The organism is Paraburkholderia sediminicola (assembly GCF_046027355.1).
Taxonomy (GTDB): Bacteria; Pseudomonadota; Gammaproteobacteria; order Burkholderiales; family Burkholderiaceae; genus Paraburkholderia; species Paraburkholderia sediminicola_B.
This window is the reverse complement of the sequence record NZ_JAQQEK010000012.1, coordinates 39,982-57,075: the sequence shown is the minus strand read 5'-3', so window position 1 is coordinate 57,075 and position 17,094 is coordinate 39,982. Positions and strand designations below refer to the sequence as shown.

The 17,094-nt window shown below is 64.2% G+C and carries 16 protein-coding genes; 5 read left to right on the top strand and 11 right to left on the bottom strand.

From position 1 onward, the window contains the following. The first annotated feature begins 18 nt into the window (after window positions 1-18). Window positions 19-987, top strand: coding sequence for a peptidoglycan DD-metalloendopeptidase family protein (locus tag PQR42_RS21150; protein WP_408391620.1), 969 nt, complete (start codon window positions 19-21; stop codon window positions 985-987). Window positions 988-997: 10 nt separating this feature from the next. Here PQR42_RS21150 and PQR42_RS21145 read toward each other — a convergent pair whose 3' ends face one another. Together PQR42_RS21145 and PQR42_RS21140 are read right to left on the bottom strand one after the other, a co-directional pair. Continuing rightward, window positions 998-1,816: an alpha/beta fold hydrolase gene (locus PQR42_RS21145; protein WP_408391618.1), complete on the bottom strand. Its 819-nt coding sequence runs from the start codon at window positions 1,814-1,816 to the stop codon at window positions 998-1,000. Window positions 1,817-2,296: 480 nt separating this feature from the next. Continuing rightward, window positions 2,297-2,695, bottom strand: a complete 399-nt coding sequence (locus PQR42_RS21140) for a hypothetical protein (protein ID WP_132383021.1) — start codon at window positions 2,693-2,695, stop codon at window positions 2,297-2,299. A gap of 410 nt (window positions 2,696-3,105) precedes the next feature. On the opposite strand from PQR42_RS21140, the gene PQR42_RS21135 reads away from it, so the two are divergent. From PQR42_RS21135 to PQR42_RS21125, 3 genes are read left to right on the top strand one after another with little or no spacing between them, the layout of a single operon-like run. Continuing rightward, on the top strand, window positions 3,106-3,561 hold the full coding sequence (locus PQR42_RS21135) for a (2Fe-2S)-binding protein (protein ID WP_408391616.1): 456 nt from the start codon (window positions 3,106-3,108) through the stop codon (window positions 3,559-3,561). A 1-nt stretch (window position 3,562) separates the two neighbouring features. After that, window positions 3,563-5,794: a xanthine dehydrogenase family protein molybdopterin-binding subunit gene (locus tag PQR42_RS21130; protein ID WP_408391614.1), complete on the top strand. Its 2,232-nt coding sequence runs from the start codon at window positions 3,563-3,565 to the stop codon at window positions 5,792-5,794. A 12-nt stretch (window positions 5,795-5,806) separates the two neighbouring features. Then, a complete protein-coding gene (locus tag PQR42_RS21125; RefSeq protein WP_408391612.1) occupies window positions 5,807-7,087 on the top strand; it encodes a c-type cytochrome in 1,281 nt (426 codons plus the stop codon). An 81-nt stretch (window positions 7,088-7,168) separates the two neighbouring features. Here the strand turns inward: PQR42_RS21125 and PQR42_RS21120 are convergent, their stop codons facing one another. The 7 genes from PQR42_RS21120 to PQR42_RS21090 form a co-directional block, all read right to left on the bottom strand. Then, window positions 7,169-7,825, bottom strand: coding sequence for an amino acid ABC transporter permease (locus PQR42_RS21120; protein ID WP_310815525.1), 657 nt, complete (start codon window positions 7,823-7,825; stop codon window positions 7,169-7,171). Window positions 7,826-7,827: 2 nt separating this feature from the next. Continuing rightward, entirely contained in the window at window positions 7,828-8,574 is a 747-nt protein-coding gene (locus PQR42_RS21115) for an amino acid ABC transporter permease (protein ID WP_106277825.1), read from the bottom strand. A gap of 67 nt (window positions 8,575-8,641) precedes the next feature. Next, the gene (locus tag PQR42_RS21110) at window positions 8,642-9,466 is read right to left on the bottom strand and encodes a transporter substrate-binding domain-containing protein (protein ID WP_408391610.1); all 825 of its coding nucleotides are present in this window, start codon (window positions 9,464-9,466) and stop codon (window positions 8,642-8,644) included. A gap of 65 nt (window positions 9,467-9,531) precedes the next feature. Next, window positions 9,532-10,605: an ABC transporter ATP-binding protein gene (locus tag PQR42_RS21105; protein ID WP_408391608.1), complete on the bottom strand. Its 1,074-nt coding sequence runs from the start codon at window positions 10,603-10,605 to the stop codon at window positions 9,532-9,534. Between the two features lie 49 nt (window positions 10,606-10,654). Further along, complete coding sequence (locus PQR42_RS21100; RefSeq protein WP_408217355.1) at window positions 10,655-11,536, bottom strand: ABC transporter permease; 882 nt, start codon at window positions 11,534-11,536, stop codon at window positions 10,655-10,657. Beyond that, window positions 11,533-12,495: an ABC transporter permease gene (locus PQR42_RS21095; protein ID WP_408391606.1), complete on the bottom strand. Its 963-nt coding sequence runs from the start codon at window positions 12,493-12,495 to the stop codon at window positions 11,533-11,535. The genes PQR42_RS21100 and PQR42_RS21095 overlap by 4 nt, the downstream gene beginning before the upstream one ends. Further along, a complete protein-coding gene (locus tag PQR42_RS21090) occupies window positions 12,492-13,586 on the bottom strand; it encodes an ABC transporter substrate-binding protein (RefSeq protein WP_408391604.1) in 1,095 nt (364 codons plus the stop codon). The genes PQR42_RS21095 and PQR42_RS21090 overlap by 4 nt, the downstream gene beginning before the upstream one ends. A gap of 533 nt (window positions 13,587-14,119) precedes the next feature. On the opposite strand from PQR42_RS21090, the gene PQR42_RS21085 reads away from it, so the two are divergent. Then, window positions 14,120-15,013, top strand: coding sequence for a LysR substrate-binding domain-containing protein (locus PQR42_RS21085; RefSeq protein ID WP_408217362.1), 894 nt, complete (start codon window positions 14,120-14,122; stop codon window positions 15,011-15,013). Window positions 15,014-15,078: 65 nt separating this feature from the next. On the opposite strand, the gene PQR42_RS21080 is transcribed toward PQR42_RS21085, so the two are convergent. Both PQR42_RS21080 and PQR42_RS21075 read right to left on the bottom strand, forming a co-directional pair. Next, window positions 15,079-16,161, bottom strand: coding sequence for a calcium:cation antiporter (locus tag PQR42_RS21080; protein ID WP_408217365.1), 1,083 nt, complete (start codon window positions 16,159-16,161; stop codon window positions 15,079-15,081). Between the two features lie 472 nt (window positions 16,162-16,633). After that, window positions 16,634-16,984 (bottom strand): BON domain-containing protein, encoded by a 351-nt coding sequence (locus PQR42_RS21075; protein WP_408217367.1) that lies wholly within the window; start codon window positions 16,982-16,984, stop codon window positions 16,634-16,636. Between the last annotated feature and the right edge of the window lie 110 nt (window positions 16,985-17,094).

Below are 17,094 nucleotides of genomic sequence, written 5' to 3'. Positions count from 1 at the left end.
AGGCAGGAGTCGAACAAGATGGGAAAGCGCTTCGACAGAACAAAGATGGCCAGTCTGGCTGGCGTATGGGTCGCGCTGGCGGTCAGCGGTTGTGCGAATGTGGGCCAGCAGGGCGCGCAAACAGGCGCGGCAGCTGCGTCCGGCGTGCCGGCGGCAAGCTCGCCGGCATCCGATGCGACAGCGGCCGCGCCGCCCGGAATCACCCCCGACCAGAGCGCGCTGCTCAAGAAATCGCCGCCACTGGTGTATCGCGTCAAGCGTGGCGACACCCTGGCGCGCATCGCGCAGCATCATCATTGCAGCGTGAAGCAGTTGCAGGCCTGGAATGGATTGAAGGCGTCCTCGCGCTTGAAGTCGGGACAGGTCTTGCACGTCGCGTCGCCGGAAACGGTGCGGGCGGTGAACGCGGCCAATGCGGCAGCGAAGGCCGCGGCGGCGGCCGCGCCGGCTGCTTCGGTTGCGGCGCAGCAGACGGCAGCGCCGGGGTCCGCGCCGGGTTCGACACAGTCACAGTCGCCGTCGCAGCCCGCCCAGTCCGCGCAGGCCGCGCAGTCGCCGACGCTCAGTGCCGCTGAAGCACGCGAAGTGGCGCAACAAACCGCGCGGCACGCGAACCACGTATCACTAGCCTGGCCGGCGGGCGGGCGCGTGGTCGAAGGCTTCCAGCCGGGCGAAACGCGCGGCATCGAAATCGGCGGTAAGCCCGGTGACCCGGTGCGGGCCGCGGCCGACGGCAAGGTGATGTACGCCGGCACGGGCCTGAACAGCTACGGCAGCCTGATCATCGTCCAGCACAACAAGGACTTTCTGACCGCCTACTCGCACAACCGCAAGCTGCTGGTCAAAACCGGCGATATCGTCGTGCAAGGACAGCAGATCGCCGAGATGGGCGACGAAAACAATTCGCGCGTTTCCGTGGGTTTCGAATTGCGCCGCGACGGCAAGCCCATCGATCCCATGCCGTACCTCCCGCAAGGACGCGGCTAGCCACGCGCCTTCAATCCAGCCACTGCAGCGCCGCGGCGACGATCGCTTCCGGCGCGTCTTCCTGCATCAGGTGGCCGGCTTTCGGCACTGCCTGAAAGCGTGCCTCCGGTATGGCCGCGGCCAGTTGACGGCCGCGCGCCAGCGGAATCCACTGGTCCTCCTCGCCCCACAGAATTTGCACCGGGCAGCGTAGCTGCGGATAGCGCGCTTCGACCTCGTCGGTGTAGCGCTGATCCATTTGCGCGATCTGCCGGTAAAACGCGGGCTGGCCGGTTGCGCCAAGCCAGGGCGTCACATAGGGCGCGAGTTCGTCGTCCGGAATCTCGCGCGCGATCGCGCCGCGCACGTACGCTTTAACCACCGCTTCGTGGATGTAGGCCGGCAATCCGGCGAACGCGTCGCCGTGTTCGCGCACGTGCCGCACGAACGGCGAACCCCACGGCGCGACCGCCACAGGATCGATCAGCGTCAGGCTCCGATAGTCGCAACCATCGATCAGATGCGCGCGCAATGAAGTCGCGCCGCCGAAATCGTGCGCGATGACATCCGGGCTTGTCAGCTGCCAATGCGTGAGCAATTCCGCCAGCAAACCATTCTGCACGCCGAGCGAGACGTCCTGGCCGTCGCGTTGTTCGGATTGCCCGTAGCCGAGCAGGTCGTAGTAATAGACGGTGCGCGTCTGCGCGAGATGCGCAGCAATGCGGTGCCACACATACGAAGAAAACGGCGTGCCGTGAACCAGCACCAGCGGCGGACCATTGCCGGTCACGTTAAAGCGCACGGCTTGATCGCGGAAGGTATAGCTTTCGGGGAGCGGCCAGTTTTGCATAGCGATGAGCGTCGCAAGAAAGTCTGCTTACCTTAGCAGGGCTTCGTGAAGCATGCTGACCGGCTTTTCGTAGGCTGCTCAGAACGCATCCCGCAGAAGCTCACCTTTGTTTTATTCAGCAAAGCCAGGCAAATTGAATCGTGGCTTGATCGCGCACGCGTTTCAACGGCAAACGAACCGTCCACGCAACACGCACTCTTACGAATCGCGCATAAATTGGCCTGGAATAAGGCCTCGTTGTGTTGGCCGCATTCAAAAAGCCTGGTAATCGTCAGCGACGCCGCCGTTCCGCCATTATGCAGACGAGTCTCGTGAGATCGAAACGCGCGCTTTTCAAGGGTGAGGAAATTCGGGAGCCGAGGCGGCATGAACGCTGCGCACCGCGCTCGCGATCACGCCGACAGCAAATCGCAAACAACGCGCAATCAAAGCGCGGCCCGAACCCGCACCACGCGAGCACACGAAGCCGCGCGCAACCGGCTACTTCGATTCAATCCCGCGCAACAACTGCGACACCTGACCGTGCTGATGCAGGATCGCCGGATCGGCCTGCAACAGCGGCAGATAGCGCGGCAGAAAAGCATTGTTCGGCTGGTCGGGCGAGAACAGTCCCGTTACCGCTTCGGCCGCGGCGGTGCGGTCGGCGGCTTCGGCTTCCTTATCGTCGAGAATTTCGTCGACGTTCGCAATGATCGTCGAGAGCGGCGTGAGCCAGCGGAACCCCGAGCCGTTGATGAGCACCTGCAGGAAAGCCGCCGGCGTGACCGGGCCGAATTCCTTTTCGTACACGGCACGCTCGTGATCGAGAATGGCTTTGTGCAGCGCCAAAAGCGGTCGGCGAATGTCCGAGAGGAATTGAGTGCATTGCGAGTCGTTCATGTGTGCTGCTCCTTCGGATAGTCAGTCAGACCGGATCCATGCTAACAAAATCGCCCGGCATTGATTCAAGAACATTCACTGCTCGTATAAAGGCCGGCCGCTCGGGCCGACGCGCGGATAGTCTCCCATCGATTAAAAACAGCTTTCAGCCGCGCGATCAGCACCCGCGAGATTTTTCCCGCCGGCCAGCGGCATGCAGCTTCGAGGCGAACTTTTTAAAGCGCGTCTACAATTCGCCGGTCAGTATCGGCGCGTTCGCGCCCATGCATTAACCGCCGTTTTCAACGACTGGAAAGCCGCAGCGCGTATTAGTCCGGCTTGTCGAATAAACGCGGCGAGTCTTTACGTTTTGGTTCGACGTCTCTGTCTAAACAGCCTGATAAACAATAAGCCCCACTCGGAGCCGCTCAATGACAACGCTGAATATCAATGGCCAGACGCATACCGTCGACGCGCCGCCCGACATGCCCCTGCTGTGGGTCCTGCGTGATCTTGTCGGTCTGACCGGCACGAAGTTCGGTTGCGGCATCGCGCAATGCGGCGCCTGCACCGTGCACCTCGACGGCGTGGCGGTACGCTCGTGCGTGTTGCCGGCGGCGGCTGTCGGTGACCGGAAGATCACCACGATCGAATCGGTCGGCAGCACGCCGGCCGGTCAGAAAGTGCAGCAGGCCTGGCGTCAACTGGACGTGGTGCAATGCGGCTACTGTCAGTCGGGGCAGGTGATGTCGGCGGCTTCGCTGCTGGCGAGCAACCCCAATCCTACCGATGCGGACATCGACGCCGCCATGGCCGGCAATATCTGCCGCTGTGGGACCTATAACCGCATCCGCGCGGCGATCAAGCAAGCCGCCAAGGGGGCATGACATGTCCCAGGGATTGCTCGATGCACACAACGGCGCGCGTGCCGCAGCCGGATTTTCACGGCGCAACTTTCTGAAATTCGGCGTGACGGTCGGCGCCGCCGTTGGCGGTGGCCTGTTGCTCGGCTTCAGCATGCCGGCCGCCAGCCAGGATCAGAAGGCCGCCAAATCGGTGATCGGCGGCGACGGTGTAGAAACGCCGCAAAGCGGCGTGTTCGCGCCGAACGCGTTCATCCAGATCGATACCGCGGGCAAGGTCACGCTCGTGATTCCGAAGGTCGAGATGGGCCAGGGCGTCTACACGTCGATTCCGATGCTGATCGCCGAAGAACTCGAAGTGCCGCTCGACGCGGTCACCATCGATCACGCGCCGCCGAACGAAAAGCTCTTCATGGACCCGCTGCTCGGCGGCCAGCTCACGGGCGGCTCGACCTCGATCCGCTATGCGTGGGAGCCGATGCGCAAAGCGGGCGCCACCGCGCGCACCATCCTGATCAGCGCGGCCGCGCAGCAATGGCAGGTCGATCCGGCAAGCTGTCATGCGCAGGCCGGGCAGGTGATTCACGAGGCCAGCAAGCGCAGCATCGGCTATGGCCAACTGGTGACCGTGGCCGCCGGTCTGCCCGCACCGCAAGACGTCAAGCTCAAGGATCCGAAGGACTTCAAGCTGATCGGCACGGCGGCCAAGCGGCTCGATTCACCGGAGAAAGTGGACGGCACCGCGATGTTTGGCCTCGACGTGCGCGTGCCCGACATGGTCTACGCGGCGATTGCGAACTGCCCGGTGTTCGGCGGGACGCTCGCCAGCGTCGACGATACCAACGCGAGAAAAATCCCCGGCGTGCGCCAGGTCATCAAGATCGACAACGCGGTCGCGGTGATCGGCGACCACACGTGGGCCGCCAAACGCGGCGTGCAGGCGCTCGTCATCAAGTGGAACGAAGGGGCGGGCGCGACTCTGTCGATGAAGCAGATCGTCGACGATCTCGCCAACGCCTCGCAGCGCAATGGCGCGGTGGCGCGCAAGGACGGCGACGTCGGCAACGCTTTTTCCAATGCGAAGACGCGCGTCGACGCCGTGTATCAACAGCCGTTCCTCGCGCACGCCACCATGGAACCGATCAACTGCACGGTGCACGTGCGCCCCGACGGTTGCGATGTCTGGCTCGGCTCGCAGGTGCCGACGCGCGTGGTGGATGCCGCCGCGGCGGTCACGGGCTTGCCGGCCGACAAGATCGTCGTGCACAACCATCTGATCGGCGGCGGTTTTGGGCGGCGGCTCGAGTTCGACATGGTCACGCAAGCCGTGAAGGTCGCCAGGCAAGTGTCGACGCCGGTGAAGGTGGTCTGGACGCGCGAAGAAGACATTCAGCACGACATGTACCGCCCGTATTACTACGACAAGATTTCGGCCGGGCTCGATGCCAACGGCAAACCAGTCGCGTGGCAGCATCGGATCGTCGGTTCGTCGATATTGGCGCGTTTTGCACCGCCTGCTTTCAAGAACGGCATCGATCCGGATGCGGTCGAAGTCGCGTCGGATCTGCCGTACGACCTGCCCAACCAGTTGATCGACTACGTCCGCCAGGAGCCGCACGCGGTGCCCACCGCATTCTGGCGCGGCGTGGGACCGACGCGCGGCACCTTCGTGGTGGAGAGTTTCATCGACGAGCTCGCGGCGCAGGCCAAAGTCGATCCCGTCAAATACCGTCAGGATCTGCTCGGCAAAACCCCGCGCGCGCTGAACGTGCTGAACGTCGCCACCCAGGCGGCGAATTGGGGCAGCGCGCTGCCGAAGGGGCAAGGGCGCGGCGTGTCGGTCATGCATGCGTTCGGCAGCTTCTTTGCGATCGTGGTCGACGTCGCGGTGGATCAGGGCGAGGTGGCGGTCAAGCACGTGGTGTGCGCGGTCGATTGCGGCATGGTGGTCAATCCGAACACGATCGAAGCGCAGGTGCAGGGCGGCATCATCTTCGGCATCACGGCGGCGCTCTATAGCGAGATCACGATCAAGGACGGCCGCGTCGAGCAGAACAACTTCACCGATTACCGGATGCTGCGGATCGATCAGACGCCGCCCATCGAGGTGCATATCGTGAAGAGCAGCGAGGCGCCCGGCGGTATCGGCGAACCCGGCACCGCGGCGCTCGCGCCCGCGCTGACCAACGCGATTTATGCGGCCACCGGCAAGCGGCTGCGGCAATTGCCGGTCGGCAGCCAACTGCAAACCGCCTGACCGGAGTCCGACATGAAAAACACTCTGAAGGGTTTCGGTGCGGCGTTGTGCGTGACGCTGCCGTTGTTCGCGCAGACTCCGGCGCGGGCGGCAGATCCGGCGCTGGTGCAACGCGGCGCTTATCTGGCGAAGGTCGGCGATTGCGTCGCCTGTCATACGGCGCCCAAGGGCAAGCCGTTTGCGGGCGGCCTGCCGATGACCACGCCGATGGGCCAGATCTACACCACCAACATCACGCCCGACCCGCAGACCGGCATCGGCGGCTATACGGAAGAGGACTTCGCGCGGGCGATGCGCGAAGGTGTCGCGAAAGACGGCCACAACCTCTATCCGGCGATGCCGTATCCGTCGTACGCCAAGGTCAACGACGACGACATGAAGGCGCTGTACGCGTATTTCATGAGCGGCGTGGCGCCGGTGCAGCAGGCGAATCGCGAACCCGACATCAAGTGGCCGATGAACATGCGGTGGCCGCTGAAGTTCTGGAACATGGTGTTTCTGGATAAAGGCGTCTATCAGGACAAGCCGGGCAAGGACGTGGCCTGGAATCGCGGCGCGTATCTGATTCAGGGGCTTGGGCACTGCGGCTCGTGCCACACGCCGCGCGGCATCGCGTTCCAGGAGAAGGCGCTCGATGAAAGCGGCAGCGCATTCCTGACCGGTGGCCTGCTCGACGGCTGGTTCGCGGCGAACCTCACCGGCGAGCAGAACGCGGGTTTGGGTCGCTGGAACGATCAGGACCTGCAGGCGTTTCTGAAGACCGGCGCGAATCGCCATGCCTCGGCGTTCGGTTCGATGACCAGCGTGATCAACAACAGCACGCAGGGCATGAACGACACGGACATCGCCGCCATGTCGACGTATCTGAAGTCGCTACCGCCGGCAGGCGGCAGCGGTGCGCCGCCTTACAAGTACGACCCGCAGGCGACCAAGGTGTCGCTCAACCGTCCCGCGAACGATGCCGGCGCGCGGGTCTATACGGCGTATTGCATGCACTGCCACGGTGTCGATGGACGCGGCTTCGCACCGATGCTGGCGCCGTTGTCCGGCAATCCGAATGTGCTGGAGAAGGATCCGTCGTCGCTGATCAACGTGACGCTGAACGGCACCGAGGACCTGGTGATCGGCGGCATTCCCGCGCCGTATCCGATGCCGAAGTACGCGCCGGTGCTCAACGACCAGCAGATCGCGGATGTACTCACTTTTGTGCGGGCCGGGTGGAACAACGGCGCATCGGCGGTGACGGCGGACGACGTGGCGAAGTTGCGCAAGTCTACGCACGCGACTCGCTAGTCTTGCAAGGTGAGCAACAAAAAAACGGCAACCGTTCCACACGGTTGCCGTTTTTCTTCATTCACGCGCCGCAGCGAAATCTCAGCGATGCTGGCCCACCTTCTGCCGCTTCTCCAGCACCCGCGCGTACCACGTCAACGGGAAGCACATCGCGAAGTAAATCATCGCGACCATGCCGTAGATCGGAAACGGGCGGAACGCGGCGTTGGTGATCATGGTGCCGGTCTTGGTCAATTCGGTGAAGCCGATGATCGACGCGAGCGCCGTGCTTTTCACCACTTGGACGAGAAACCCGACCGTCGGCGCCACCGCGATTTTCCGCGCCTGCGGCCACACGATATAGCGCAACTGCTGGCCGAACGTCATGCCGAGACTCGCGCCCGCGGCCCACTGACCGCGCGGCACGGCTTCGACGCAGCCGCGCCAGATATCGACCAGATACGCGCTCGTGTAGAGCGTCAAGGTGACGGTGGCCGCGACCCACGGCGACACATCGACGCCGAGCAGCGGCAAACCGAAAAACGCCAGAAAGAGCTGCATCAGCAGCGGCGTGCCCTGAAACACTTCCACATACACCACGACGATGCGGCGCAGCCAGGCGATCGGCGACACGCGCATCGCGAGCAGAATCAGCCCGACAATGCCGCCACCGACAAACGCGATCAACGACAGCAGCACCGTCCAGCGCGCGGCGAGCAACAGATTGCGGGCAATGTCCCACAGCGTGAATTCAACCATGATCAACGCTCCGTGGGCAGGGTGCGGGCGCCGCGCCACATCAGGCGGTTGCGCCAGTTACGCGGTGCGCTCTCGTTGCCGCGCGCCGCACGGCCCGCGAACAGACCGCGCCCGAGCCGGTTGAGGATTTGCCGCAACACGATCGACAGCACCAGATACGTCGCGGTGATGATCAGGTAGCTCTCGAACGAGCGGAAGTTGCGCGACTGAATGAAGTTGGCCGCGTACGTGAGATCGGGCACGGAGATCTGCGAGACCACGGCCGAGCCGAGCATCACGATCAGCACCTGGCTCAGCAGCGCGGGAAACACGTTGGCGATGGCCTGCGGCAGCACGATGAAGCGAAACACTTGCCGCCCATGCAGACCGAGCGCTTGCGCCGCCTGCACCTGACCACGTGAAATCGAATCGATGCCGGCGCGCACGATCTCGATGGCGTAAGCGCCGAGATTGACGGTCATGGCGAGAATCGCGGCCTGCACTTCATCGATATGAATGCCGAGGCTCGGCAAGCCGAAGAACACGAAGAACAACTGCACGATGAACGGCGTGTTGCGGATCAACTCCACATAACTCGCCACCACCCAGCGCGCCCATTTCGGCCCGGCCACCGCCACGCTCGCTCCGGCAATGCCGACGATTCCGCCGAGCACGGTCGAGACGGCCGTCAGCCCCAAGGTCACGGCGACGCCGCGCGCGAGCATCCCCGCATAGAGGCCGAAGCCGCTGAAATCGAACGCATAGGTCATGGCGTGGCGCTCATCGTGAGGTCAAACTCCGGCGCGGACCACGCTGCGTGGTCCGCGCAAAAAAGGTTCAGAGGTCGGCCGGCAGCGGCGCACGCAGCCACTTCTGCGAAATCGCGTTCATGGTGCCGTCCTTGCGGGCCTTGGCAATCGTTTCGTCGACCTTCTGCTTCAGACGCGGCTCGTTCTTGTTCAAACCGACATGATCCGGCGAGCTGAACAGCGAGAACTTCTGCTCGGGATCGTTGGCGGGATGACGCGCGAGAATCGTGGCGCCGACGTCGTTGCCGACTACCATCAACTGTACCTGACCAGAAAGAAACGCCGAAATTGCGCCGTTAGGATCGTCGAAACGTTTGATGTTCGCCGTGGGCGGCGCGATCTTGGTCACGCTCAGGTCTTCCAGCGTGCCGCGCGCGACCGAAATCGACTTGCCGGCGAGGTCGGCGGCGTTCTTCACGGGCAGCGCTTTCGGGCCGAACACGGCGAGGTAGTACGGCGCATACGGCTGCGAGAAGTCGATCACCTTTTCGCGTTCCGGCGTCTGGCCGACCGACAACAGCATGTCCGCCTTGTGGTCGGCGAGGTAGGCCATGCGGTTGTCGCCCGTCACCTGCACGAGTTCGACCTTGGCGTTGAGCGCCTTGCCGATCAGGTTGGCGACGTCGATGTCGTAGCCCATCGGCTTCATGTCCGGGCCGATCGAGCCGAACGGCGGATAGTCCTCGAACACGCCGATGCGCACCGTGCCCGATTTGGCGATGTTGTCGAGCGCATCCGCATGCGCGGCCGACGGCAACGCGCACAGTGCGCCGAGGGCGGTGAAGGCGAGCGTCGCGGCGAGCGTGGCGAACACCCGGCGGGTGCGGGAGTGGGCGGCGGGGCGGTGGTTCATGATCTTTCCTCTGTCGAAAATGTCGGTATTGGAATGGGTTTTAGTGGCGTGCGATTCAGTGCGCTTCAATGCGCGGCGCGTGCGGCGATCAGTTTGCACGCGTGCGGCGGCAATTCCGCTAGCACCGGCATGCCGAGCGTGAGCCCCGGCGTTTCGCGCGGCGTCGTAGCGGCGGTCAAGATGAAGCCGGCGCAATCGATGGTCGCTTCGAGCGACGCACCGACGTCGCGGATAAACGTCACGGTGCCTTGCAGCCGGTTCGGACCCGCTGCGTCGGACGCCGCTTTCACGCACACGTCTTCCGGGCGGATCAGCAGTCGGATATCGCTGCTGGACTCCGGCACGCGCGCCGGTTGCACCACGCTGATGCGCCGGCCGCCCGGCAGGCTCACGTTGCCCGCGCCGTCGTAGGTGACCGGCAGGATATTGCCGAGGCCGATGAAGTCGGCGACGAATTCGCTGACCGGATCGCGATAGATATCGAGCGGCTTGCCGACCTGTGCGATGCGGCCTTTCTCCATCACGACGATCTCGTCGGCCATGGTCATCGCTTCGCGCTGGTCGTGCGTGACCATGATCGTCGTGATGCCCAGACGCTGCTGCAGCAGGCGGATTTCCACCTGCATCGCCTCGCGCAGCTTGGCGTCGAGCGCGGAGAGCGGCTCGTCGAGCAGCAGCAGTTTCGGCTGCGAGGCGATCGCGCGCGCAATCGCCACGCGCTGGCGCTGGCCGCCGGAAAGTTGCGTGACCGGCCGGTTCGCCATGTGCGGCAACTGGATCAGCTCCAGCAACTCGGCCACGCGGCGCGTCTGCTGGTCCTTCGCGGTCTTGCGCAGCTTCAGCGGATACGCGATGTTTTGCGCGACCGTCATGTGCGGAAACAGCGCGAGCGACTGGAACACCATGCCGAAGTCGCGCTGGTTCGCAGGCAGACGCGTGATGTCGCGCCCGGCGAAATGGATGTTGCCCGAGGTCGGCGTTTCCAGGCCGGCGATCATCCGCAGCAGCGTGGTCTTGCCGCAGCCGGACGGGCCGAGAAAACACACCAGCTTGCCGTCGGGCACGCTCAGATCGACGCTGTCGACGGCATGGGCCGCACCGAAGCGCCGGGTCACGGCCTGCAACGTTAAATGGGTCATCGGAAGCTCCAGCAATTGGGCGTCATGGGCGCGTGTTCAAAAGAGGCGGTCACAGCGCGACGCCTTCGTCGCCGATCAGCTTTTCGAGCAGCCAGATCAGCGCGAAATCGATCGCGACGATGAACACGGCGAAACAGAACACGGTCGGATCGAGCGACGACACCGTGCGGCTGTAGAGCCACACCGGCAGCGTCATCGTATCGATGCCGTAGAGAAAGAACGTCACCGTGAATTCGTTGAACGAGATGATGAACGCGAACAGCATGCCGGCGAGAATGCCGGGGCGCATCAGCGGCAGGATCACGTCGACGAGCGCGCGGCTCGGGCTCGCGCCCATCACGCACGCTGCCTCTTCGAACTCCGGACCAATCGAGGCGACCGACGCCGCGCAATTCTTCACGGTGAACGGCAGCGCCAGAATCACGTGCGCGATGATCAGGCGGAACACGCCGAGTTCGACCGGCAGCACGTTGAACACCAGCAGCAGCGACAGGCCGAGCATCACGAGCGGATAGACGAGTGGCAACGCGACCAGTTGTTCGACCGCGGGCTTGCCGCGAAAGCGGTAGCGGCTCAACGCGTAAGCGGCGGGCACCGAGACGAGCGTGGCGATGACCATCGTCGACAGCGCGACGATCAGGCTCGTGCGCAAGGCGGCGCCCATCGACAGCGAGTCGCTCGCGTCCGGCGACACGAAGCTGTGCCACGCGGCGCGATACCAGTGCAAGCCGTAGGCGTGCGGCGGGAATTCGAGCGTGTCGGCTGCGCTGAACGACATCGTGATCATCGTGAGGATCGGCAGCGCGGCGAGGAACAGAACGATCGCCGCCAGCAGGGCGGTGGCCTTGCCGAGCTGGCCGGGCATGACGGCCGGCAAGCGTGGTGCACGCGGTTGCAAGCGCGGCGGCGCGGTTTGAATAGGCGTGCTCATGCGTGAGGCTCCTCGGCGAGACGCTGCGTACGGCGCACGAGGCGCTGCGACAGCGCCATCACCGTCAACGTGGCGATCATCAAAACGACTCCCGACGCGGAGGCTGCCGGCCAGTTCAGCAAAGGCGCGACCTGATCGTGCACCAGCACGGCCAGCATCGGCACACGTCGTCCGCCGAGCAGCAGCGGTACGGCGAACGCGCTGGCGTTGTAGGCGAACACGAGCAGCGCGCCGGACACGAGACCGGGCATGGCGAGCGGCAACAGCACGTGACGCAGCGTTTGCCAGCGCGTCGCGCCGAGCGTGGCGGCGGCTTCTTCGTAGGAACTGGAGACCGCGCGCATCGCGCTCGAAAGCGGCAGCACGGCGAGCGGAAAGGCGGTCTGGATCAGGCCGAGCAGCACGCCGTTTTCGCGGTACAGCCACATCAACGGACGTTGCACGAGGCCGCTGCCGAGCAGCGCGTGATTGAGCAGACCGGCCGGCCCGAGAATGATCAGCCAGCCATAGCCTTGCAGCAGCAGATTGACGAGCAGCGGCAGTAATACGCCTGCGAGCAGAAGCCGCCGTGCGAGCCGCGACTTCGTGCGCGCCATCGCCAGTGCGACCGGAATCGCCAGCAGCACCGCGCAGATCATGCTTTGGAACGCGAGCTTCAACGTGAGCCACAACGACTTCATGAAGTAGCCGTCGAGCAGGTCCGCGTAGTTTTGCAGCGTGAAGCCGCGCCACTCGTTGCCTTGCGTGCCGAAGCTCATGCGCAGCACGACCAGCGCCGCCGCGCCGAGGATGGCGAGAAACAGCAGGATCGGCGCGAGCAGCAGCCACGGCCGCGCCTTTGCCATCGCGTTGGCGGCAGGCGTGTCCGGTCCGAGACTGGACGCGCCCGTCGCGGCGTCCGAGGCCGGATCGGACGCCGACGAAGCACGCCGCGAAAAGCGCGCGAGCATCGCGGTCATGCCGAGAAGATTTCGGTGTAGCGCTTGATCCACGCCGGTTGCACCACGGCGAGCGCCTTGTCGTCATGCAGCACGGCTTTCTCGGCGATCTGCTGCGGACTCGGCACGAACGCGCGGCTCTCGGCGGGAATCACCGCTTTCGAGTTGACCGGGCCGTTCAGCACGTCGGCGGCCATGCGGCCTTGCACGCCCGCGTCGAGCGAATGGTTGATGAAGGCGTGGATCAGATCGCTGTCGCCCGGATGCGCTTTGGGGATCACGGTGAACATCAGCTGCGTGGCGAAGCCTTCCTTCATGCCGTAGGTCACGCCCATCTTGTACTCGGGCTTGCGGATCTGGTTGGGGAAGAACGCCGGCGAATAGATGCCGCCGATATCGAGCGAGCCGGTGCGGAACAGATCGGCCACCTGGTTCGGGTTCTCGCCGAGCGTCATCACGCGATCCTTCAACAGCATCAGTTTCTGAAAGCCCGGCTCGATGTTCTGTTGCGAGCCGCCGTTCATCTTCGCGGCGATGATCGCGAGATCCACCGCTTCGGCCCACTCGGGCGGCGGCAGGAACAGGCGTCCGGCGTATTTGGGATCCCACAGTGCTTCGTACGATGCCGGCGCGGTCTTGACCGTCGACGTGTTGTAGATCAACCCGTCCGACCACAGCAGATAGCCGACGCCGAAGCCGTTCGCGCCCGTGCGGTATTGCGCCGCGACGTCTTTCAGGTTCGGCAGCTTGTCCAGATCGGGCTTCATCAGCAGCCCGGCGTCGCCGAGACCGGCCGCGCCGACGCCGGCCAATGTGATCACATCGTAAGTGGGGCGATCGCCCGCGGCCTTGACCTTCGCGACCATGCCGGAGGTGCCGTCGGCGCGGTCGGCAATGACTTTCGCGCCGGTTTTCGCCGTGAACGTGGCGGCGATATTGCGCAAAGCGGCAGCGCCCGTGTCGTCCGACCAGGTCAAGAGACGCAGCGTCTTGCCGCTGAAGTTGTGTTCCTGTGCGCGCAGATTGATGAACGGCATCGGCAAAGTGGATGCCGCGAGTGCCGCGCCGATCGACTTGATGGCCTGCCTTCTACCCCGTTTGATCTCTTCCATGGCGGTCTCCTGTGTTGAACGCCTGTTGCCTGGTGATATCGCTGTGACCGCCGCCGCTGCATCGCTCGTTTGCGTTGCTTGCATGCGCTGCGTGTGAATGCACTCTAGGTTTGCCAAAATCCCTCAACAAACGAAATATGCGCATGAGGGGCATGACGTAATCTCATGCGAAGGCCGTCGCGCGACCGGGGCGGCGCGCGCCCGTCAGAGGGCGGGAGCGCCGAGGCAGTAGCGCATGCGGGTTAACGTCCATGTTTCGTCGACGATTCGCGCCCTCGCGGAGGTATGAGGAAAGCTCGGTTCTGGTGCGGTTGTCGACGTGTTTTGCCCTGTGCCGGTGCATGCTGGTCTGGATAACGGCAGGTTTTGGCATCGGCATGAGCCGAATGCATGACCGTCGCGTTGTCCGTTTCTCGTGCGGCAATTTGTGATCGCGTATCCTGTAGGCTCGCGAGAGGCGTTTTGGCGGCAGGCGACGACCCGCGCCGCGACGCTCGCGCAATGACTTTTCCTGATCGTACTGGACACCCACGATGCGCCGCCTACCGCCGCTCAACGCGTTGCAGATTTTCGAAACCGTGGCGCGGCATCGCAGTTTCACGCGCGCCGCCGACCATCTATGCCTGACGCAGGGCGCGGTCAGCCGGCAAATCATCGCGCTCGAGGACTACTACAAGTTTCCGCTCTTCAAGCGCCATGCGAAAGGCCTGACGCTCACCGCCGAAGGGGAATTGTTGCTGCCGGCCGTAAAGGAGAGCTTCGCGCGCATCGAGGAAATTTCGCTGCGCCTCACCCGGCAGCGCACCGATCTCGCGCTGAAAGTGCCGACCTGTGTGATGCGCTGGATGCTGCCGAAGATCATGCGCTTCCAGGCCGAGTATCCCGAACTGCACGTGCAGATCACGACCACGTGGCAGCACGACGTCGATTTCCAACTCGAACCGTTCGATGCCGCGATCATTTACGGCTCGTCGCCGGGGGCGGACGTGCAGGCGGTGCCGTTGTTCGAGGAGCGTCTGACGCCGGTGTGCGCGCCCGATCTGCTGAAAGACAAGCCGCTTGCCGAGGTGGCCGACCTCGCGCGCCACACGCTGCTGCATCCCACTCGCGATCATCGCGACTGGAAGATGTGGCTCGCCAAGGTAACCGAGATCGATGCCGCGAAGGCGGCGGCGATCGACGCCGAGCACGGCCCGAGCTTCGACACGCTCGATATGGCGACCAACGCCGCGTTACAGGGGTTCGGTGTCGCGATCAGCGATCTTGCGCTGATCGACGAGGACGTGGCGGCCAAGCGTCTCGTGCGGCCGTTCGATACGGTGCTCAAGACCGGGTGGCGGTATTACTTCGTCTACCCGGACTCGGTCGCGCATCAGCAGAAGCTGAATCTGTTTCGCGACTGGATCGCGGCGCATTGGGAAGAGTAGTAGGCGCGCCGTTTCGGCGGCGTCGACCGCCTGACCGCCGCGGTTGCAAAATCAGCGCCCAAGGCTCAAGGCGCGAACGACAGAAACAGATACGCCGCGAACAGCGACAGATGCACGGCGCCTTGAAGAATCGTCGTGCGGCCGGAGCTGAGCGTGAGCGTGCCGACTATCAGCGTGAGGACGAGCAGCACGGTTTCCTTGCCGTCGATGCCGAGCACCAGCGGCTGGCCGGTGTACAGAAAGACGCAGGCGACGGTGGGAATGGTCAGGCCGATACTGGCCAGCGCCGAGCCGAGCGCGAGATTCAGGCTGTTCTGCAAGCGGTCGGCACGCGCCGCGCGCACGGCGGCCAGCCCTTCAGGCAGCAGCACGAGCGCGGCAATCACGATGCCGACCACGGCGGCCGGCGCGCCCGCATTCTTGACCGCGGTTTCGACCACCGGCGAGAGCACCTTCGCAAGCAATACCACCGCGACGAGACACACCAGCAGCAAGCCGCCGGCCGCCAGCGCCTGGCCGGCGCTCGGCGGCGCGGCGTGGACGTCCTCATCCGGCGTGCCAGCCAGGAAGTAATCGCGATGGCGAACGGTTTGCACGAACACGAACACGCCGTACAGCACCAGCGACGACACCCCGGCAAACGCCAGTTGCGAAGACGAGAGGAGCGGGCCGAGGCTGGTGGTCGTGTAGTTCGGCATGACCAGCGTCAGCACCGACAGCGACGCCAGCACGGCCAGCGCCGCAGCGGCGCCACGGCTTTGAAAATCCTGCTCACGATGGCGGATGCCGCCCACCAGCAGGCAAATCCCGACAATGCCGTTGCAGACGATCATCACTGCGGCGAATACCGTATCGCGCGCGAGACCGGCCTTTTCCGGACCGGACGTGAGCATGACCGAGACGATCAGCGCGACTTCGATCACCGTGACGGCCACCGCCAGCACCAGCGTGCCGAACGGTTCGCCGACCCGATGCGCGACCACTTCCGCGTGATGCACCGCCGTGAAGACCGCCGCGCACAACGCCACGCCGACCAGCACGAGCAGCAGCGCATTGCCCGGCATGGCATACGTGATGCCGAGCACGATCCACGCGACGAATGGCGCGGCAATGGTCCAGCGGGGCAGAACGATCGCAGGCGTGGTCATTGGGCTTCCTTTTAATGCTTGTAGTGAGTGGCCCGGCGGGACGTGAACGGCTTCCGCCTTGGCTTGGAGCGAGCGCGCATGTTCATGCATCTTCTAAACAATACGCTCTAACGCATTAAATTATAAAGGATAGTTGTTCGTGGACGGCGCTTTGTCGATTCGCAAGGACACATGACGACGGCGTGCGTCCGGCATGCTGTAGAGCAAACGGCGACTGCTGGAGAAAGGGATCGGGTCACGCAGAATTGCGCGGATAACGCATGGCGGACGTGGCCGGTGCGTGGCTAATGCGCGGTGGCTACGGCGACCGGTATGCATTGAGGTTCCGTCGGCTGAACGCGGGATGTCGGGCAACCCCGGCGTGTCGAGGATACTACGGGTGCGCCGCGTCCGGCGAAACCGCTCCGGTTGCGCCAATGCCTTGCGAGAAGGCATTGGCGTCCGGCTATGTCGTTACAGCAGGTTCACTCGATTACTGGCCGACCGGACGAATCGTCAGGGCGTTCTTGACCGACGTCACGCCGGCCACGCCTTGCGCCGCCTGAGTGGCCAGGTCGACTTGCGGTTGCTCGGGCACGGAGCCAGCCAGCGTCACTGCGCCGCCGCGTGCGCGCACGGTGATGTTCGCCACGCTCAGGCCTTTCGTCTTCGACAGAGCGCTGCGGACCTTGCGTCCCAAAGCGCGGTCGGTCGCCTTGGTCTGCTTGGCCGTCGGCGCTGCCGCTGCCGGGGCTGCGGCATCGCTGCTTTGCGCATACGCATTGAGGGACGCGAGAACGATCAGCGCGCTGCCGATCATCTTGATTGCCGGGAATGCTTTCATTCAACTCTCTCCTATTGTCATGGGTACAACCGCCCCCGAATGAGGCAGTGCGCTACACCAGCAGGTACATCGGGATCAAAACTGAATGGAACGGTGCTGCGGATCGTGCG

What these genes read in the sequence shown, in the direction of transcription:
- PQR42_RS21150 (WP_408391620.1), top strand. Translation starts at nt 19, where the DNA reads ATGGGAAAGCGCTTCGACAGAACAAAGATGGCCAGTCTGGCTGGCGTA.
- PQR42_RS21145 (WP_408391618.1), bottom strand. Translation starts at nt 1,816, where the DNA reads ATGCAAAACTGGCCGCTCCCCGAAAGCTATACCTTCCGCGATCAAGCC.
- PQR42_RS21140 (WP_132383021.1), bottom strand. Translation starts at nt 2,695, where the DNA reads ATGAACGACTCGCAATGCACTCAATTCCTCTCGGACATTCGCCGACCG.
- PQR42_RS21135 (WP_408391616.1), top strand. Translation starts at nt 3,106, where the DNA reads ATGACAACGCTGAATATCAATGGCCAGACGCATACCGTCGACGCGCCG.
- PQR42_RS21130 (WP_408391614.1), top strand. Translation starts at nt 3,563, where the DNA reads ATGTCCCAGGGATTGCTCGATGCACACAACGGCGCGCGTGCCGCAGCC.
- PQR42_RS21125 (WP_408391612.1), top strand. Translation starts at nt 5,807, where the DNA reads ATGAAAAACACTCTGAAGGGTTTCGGTGCGGCGTTGTGCGTGACGCTG.
- PQR42_RS21120 (WP_310815525.1), bottom strand. Translation starts at nt 7,825, where the DNA reads ATGGTTGAATTCACGCTGTGGGACATTGCCCGCAATCTGTTGCTCGCC.
- PQR42_RS21115 (WP_106277825.1), bottom strand. Translation starts at nt 8,574, where the DNA reads ATGACCTATGCGTTCGATTTCAGCGGCTTCGGCCTCTATGCGGGGATG.
- PQR42_RS21110 (WP_408391610.1), bottom strand. Translation starts at nt 9,466, where the DNA reads ATGAACCACCGCCCCGCCGCCCACTCCCGCACCCGCCGGGTGTTCGCC.
- PQR42_RS21105 (WP_408391608.1), bottom strand. Translation starts at nt 10,605, where the DNA reads ATGACCCATTTAACGTTGCAGGCCGTGACCCGGCGCTTCGGTGCGGCC.
- PQR42_RS21100 (WP_408217355.1), bottom strand. Translation starts at nt 11,536, where the DNA reads ATGAGCACGCCTATTCAAACCGCGCCGCCGCGCTTGCAACCGCGTGCA.
- PQR42_RS21095 (WP_408391606.1), bottom strand. Translation starts at nt 12,495, where the DNA reads ATGACCGCGATGCTCGCGCGCTTTTCGCGGCGTGCTTCGTCGGCGTCC.
- PQR42_RS21090 (WP_408391604.1), bottom strand. Translation starts at nt 13,586, where the DNA reads ATGGAAGAGATCAAACGGGGTAGAAGGCAGGCCATCAAGTCGATCGGC.
- PQR42_RS21085 (WP_408217362.1), top strand. Translation starts at nt 14,120, where the DNA reads ATGCGCCGCCTACCGCCGCTCAACGCGTTGCAGATTTTCGAAACCGTG.
- PQR42_RS21080 (WP_408217365.1), bottom strand. Translation starts at nt 16,161, where the DNA reads ATGACCACGCCTGCGATCGTTCTGCCCCGCTGGACCATTGCCGCGCCA.
- PQR42_RS21075 (WP_408217367.1), bottom strand. Translation starts at nt 16,984, where the DNA reads ATGAAAGCATTCCCGGCAATCAAGATGATCGGCAGCGCGCTGATCGTT.